Source organism: Nocardioides sp., assembly GCF_035547795.1.
Taxonomy (GTDB): domain Bacteria; phylum Actinomycetota; class Actinomycetes; order Propionibacteriales; family Nocardioidaceae; genus Nocardioides.
On record NZ_DASZUF010000152.1, the window covers coordinates 1 to 3269 of the forward strand.

Below are 3269 nucleotides of genomic sequence, written 5' to 3' on the forward strand. Positions count from 1 at the left end.
CGGCCGAGCCGGCCGGGTAGGTCTTCGGGGGGACGGCGCCCGACTCCCAGTGCCGCAGGATCGGGTCGCACCAGGCCCAGGCGGCCTCGACCTCGTCGCGCCGCATGAAGAGCGTCATGTTCCCGCGGATGACGTCCATGAGCAGCCGCTCGTAGGCGTCGGGGGAGCGCTTGTCGAACGCGTTCGCGTAGGACAGGTCGAGCGAGACCGGCTTGAGCCGGTAGCCGCCCGGGCCGGGCTCCTTGGCGTTGAGGTGGATCTGCATCCCCTCGCCGGGCTGGACCCGGATGGTGAGCCGGTTGGGCTCGGTGATGCCCTCGCGCCGCCGGAAGGGGTCGTACGGCGGCTCCTTGAACACCACCACGATCTCGCTGGCACGGCGGTCGAGCCGCTTGCCGGTGCGCAGATAGAAGGGCACGCCCGCCCAGCGCCAGTTCTGCACCTCGGCGCGCAGCGCCACGAACGTCTCGGTCAGTGAGGCGTGGCCGAGCTCCTCGTCGTACCCGGGGACCTGGATGCCCTCGACGTAGCCGCCGGCGTAACGGCCGCGGACGGTGTCACGGTCGACGTCCTCGGGCGTCATCGGGCGCAGCGCCTGGAGCACCTTGAGCTTCTCGTCGCGGACGTCCTCGCGGCCGCCGCCGATCTCGATCGGCGGCTCCATGGCGACCAGGCACAGCAGTTGGAGCAGGTGGTTCTGCACCATGTCGCGCAGCGCGCCGGCCTGGTCGTAGTAGCCGGCCCGGTTGCCGACGCCGAGCGTCTCGGCGACGGTGATCTGGACGTGGTCGATGGAGTGGCTGTTCCACAGCGGCTCGAGGAAGGTGTTGGCGAACCGGGTGACCAGCAGGTTCTGCACCGACTCCTTGCCCAGGTAGTGGTCGATGCGGAAGATCTGCGACTCGGCGAAGACGCCGCCCACGACGTCGTTGACCGCGCGGGCCGAGGCCAGGTCGCGGCCGATCGGCTTCTCCAGCACCACCCGGGAGGGCTCGTCGGTGAGACCGCCGACCTCGAGGTGGCGGCAGATCGGCTCGAACAGCGAGGGGGCGACGGCGAGATAGAAGACCCGGACGGTGTCGGCGAACTCGGGACGGTCCTTGAGCAGCCCGTAGAGCGCGTGCCAGTCATGGTCGTCCTGGACGTCGAGGGTGACGTGGTGCAGCCGGGCCAGCAGTCGCTCGACGGCGGCGAGGTCCTGGTACTCGGGGTCGACGTGCTCGCCCAGCGCCCGCCGGACCTCGGCCCGGTAGGCATCGTCGTCGTACTCGCTGCGGGAGACGGCGACGATCCGGCTGTCCTCGGGGAGGCGGCCCTCCAGGTCGCACTGGTAGAGCGCCGGGAGGAGCTTGCGCAGGGCGAGGTCGCCGGTGCCGCCGAAGACGGTGAAGTCACAGGCAGGCGGGAGTTGCAAGGCGACGTCGGAACTCGTCATGCGGACACGTTCTCATCGATTTTGGATCGATACAAGCACAACATCGGCTTTTTTGAGACAGAAGTGACCCTCTATGATGCGCCGCATGTCCGAGATGGCGTCCGCAGGGGAGCTGCTCGAGCTGGTCCGCACCGGCCAGGCGAGCACGCGCACCGACCTGCGCCGGCTCACCGGTTTGTCCCGTACGGCGGTCGTCGCCCGCGTCTCCGCACTCGTGGACGCCGGTCTCCTGCTCCTCGGCGAGGAGCTGGCCTCCACCGGCGGCCGGCCGCCGGGCGCACTGGTCTTCAACCACGACGCCGGCGTGGTGCTCGCCGTCGCCATCGGCCGCAGCCGTAGCCAGCTGGCGGTCTTCGACCTGGAGGGCCGCGAGCTTGCCGGCGACACCCGCGACCACGGCGTGGGCATCTCCGCTCAGGAGCTGATGCCGCAGCTGGCCGAACGACTGACCGCGATGCTCGCGGACGTGGAGCCGCCGGTGCTCGGCATCGGGATGAGCCTGCCCGGGATCGTGGACCCGGAGAAGATCGTCAGCGTCGACTCGCCGGTGATGGGCGGCTGGGACGGGGTCGACCTGGCGCCGTACCTGCGCCAGGTGGCCGACGTGCCGATCTACCTGGCCAACGACGCCGACGTGCTCGCCCGGTCCGAGCTGTTCGGCCCCGGGGAGAAGCCCCGCAACGCGTTGGTGGTCAAGGCCTCCACCGGCCTCGGCATGGGCGTCATCGCCGACGGCCGGATCATCCCCGGCGCGATGGGCGCCGCCGGCGAGATCGGCCACACCCGGCTCGACAGCGCCGGGGAGCTGCCCTGCCGGTGCGGCTCGACGGGCTGCCTGGAGACGATCGCCGGCGGCTGGGCTCTGGTGGCCCGGCTCGTCGAGTCCGGCGTGCAGGCCGGTCACGTCCGCGACCTGGTCGCCTCGGCGCTGGCCGGCGACGCCGTCGCCCGCGGCCTGCTGCGCGAGAGCGGCCGCCACCTGGGCGAGCTGCTCGCCATCGCGATCAACCTGCTCAACCCCGAGGTGGTCGTCATCGGCGGCGACATGGGGCAGGCCTTCGACCTCTACACCGCGGGGGTACGCGAAAGCGTCTACGCACGCTCGACCGCGCTGGCCACCCGGGACCTGCGGTTCATGCCGGCCACCCATGCCGACTCCGCCGGGCTGGTCGGCTGCGCGGCGCTGGCCATCGATCACATCCTGGCGCCGGCGAGCGTCGACGCCCGGCTGACCGCGCCGATCGTCGACTGAGCCGGCCGTGCTCGTCGGACTGATCTGGCTGCTCGCCTGCCAGCTCGTCGGCGAGGTGGTGGTGCGGCTCACCGACGCGCCGATCCCCGGCGCGGTGGTCGGGATGGTGCTGCTCTTCGTCGTGCTGCGCTGGCGGCGTACGCCGGACAGCGCCCCGGTCATCCGCGCCGGCGACTACCTGCTCGGCCACCTGCAGCTGTTCTTCGTGCCGGCCGGCGTCGGCGTGCTGGCCTACCTCGGCGCGCTGCGCGCCCACGCCCTGCCGGTGCTGGTCGGCATGCTCGGCTCGTGGCTGCTGGCGATCGCCACCGTCGGCTGGGCGGTCACGGCGCTGATCCGGCGCCGCGGCGGCGAGACCGGGCCGGCGCCGGAGGAGATCGAGTGAGAGGCCACGACACCTGGCACTGGCTGACCACCTCGCCGCTGCCCTGGATCCTGCTCACCGTCGCCGCGTACGAGGCCGGGCGCCGACTGCGTGAGCGCACCGGCCACCCGCTCGCGCAGCCGGTCCTGATCGCGCTGGTGGTGGTGTGCCTCGTGGTCAGGCTGACCGGCACGTCGTACGACGACTTCAGCAGCGCC

4 protein-coding genes are annotated in these 3269 nt (G+C 71.8%); 3 read left to right on the plus strand and 1 reads right to left on the minus strand.

Annotated features, from left to right (window positions below; all coding sequences use genetic code 11):
- Positions 1-1435 (minus strand): glucose-6-phosphate dehydrogenase (zwf, locus tag VHA72_RS10340; protein WP_325574896.1); only part of this gene is annotated, 1435 nt, incomplete at its 3' end.
- Positions 1436-1520: 85 nt separating this feature from the next.
- Between zwf and VHA72_RS10345 the strand changes: the two genes are divergently transcribed.
- The 3 genes from VHA72_RS10345 to VHA72_RS10355 form a co-directional block, all read left to right on the plus strand.
- Entirely contained in the window at positions 1521-2687 is a 1167-nt protein-coding gene (locus tag VHA72_RS10345; RefSeq protein ID WP_325574898.1) for an ROK family protein, read from the plus strand.
- A 7-nt stretch (positions 2688-2694) separates the two neighbouring features.
- Positions 2695-3072 (plus strand): CidA/LrgA family protein, encoded by a 378-nt coding sequence (locus VHA72_RS10350; RefSeq protein WP_325574900.1) that lies wholly within the window; start codon positions 2695-2697, stop codon positions 3070-3072.
- Positions 3069-3269: LrgB family protein (locus VHA72_RS10355; protein WP_325574902.1), on the plus strand; the 201-nt coding region annotated here is incomplete at its 3' end. The genes VHA72_RS10350 and VHA72_RS10355, both read left to right, overlap by 4 nt.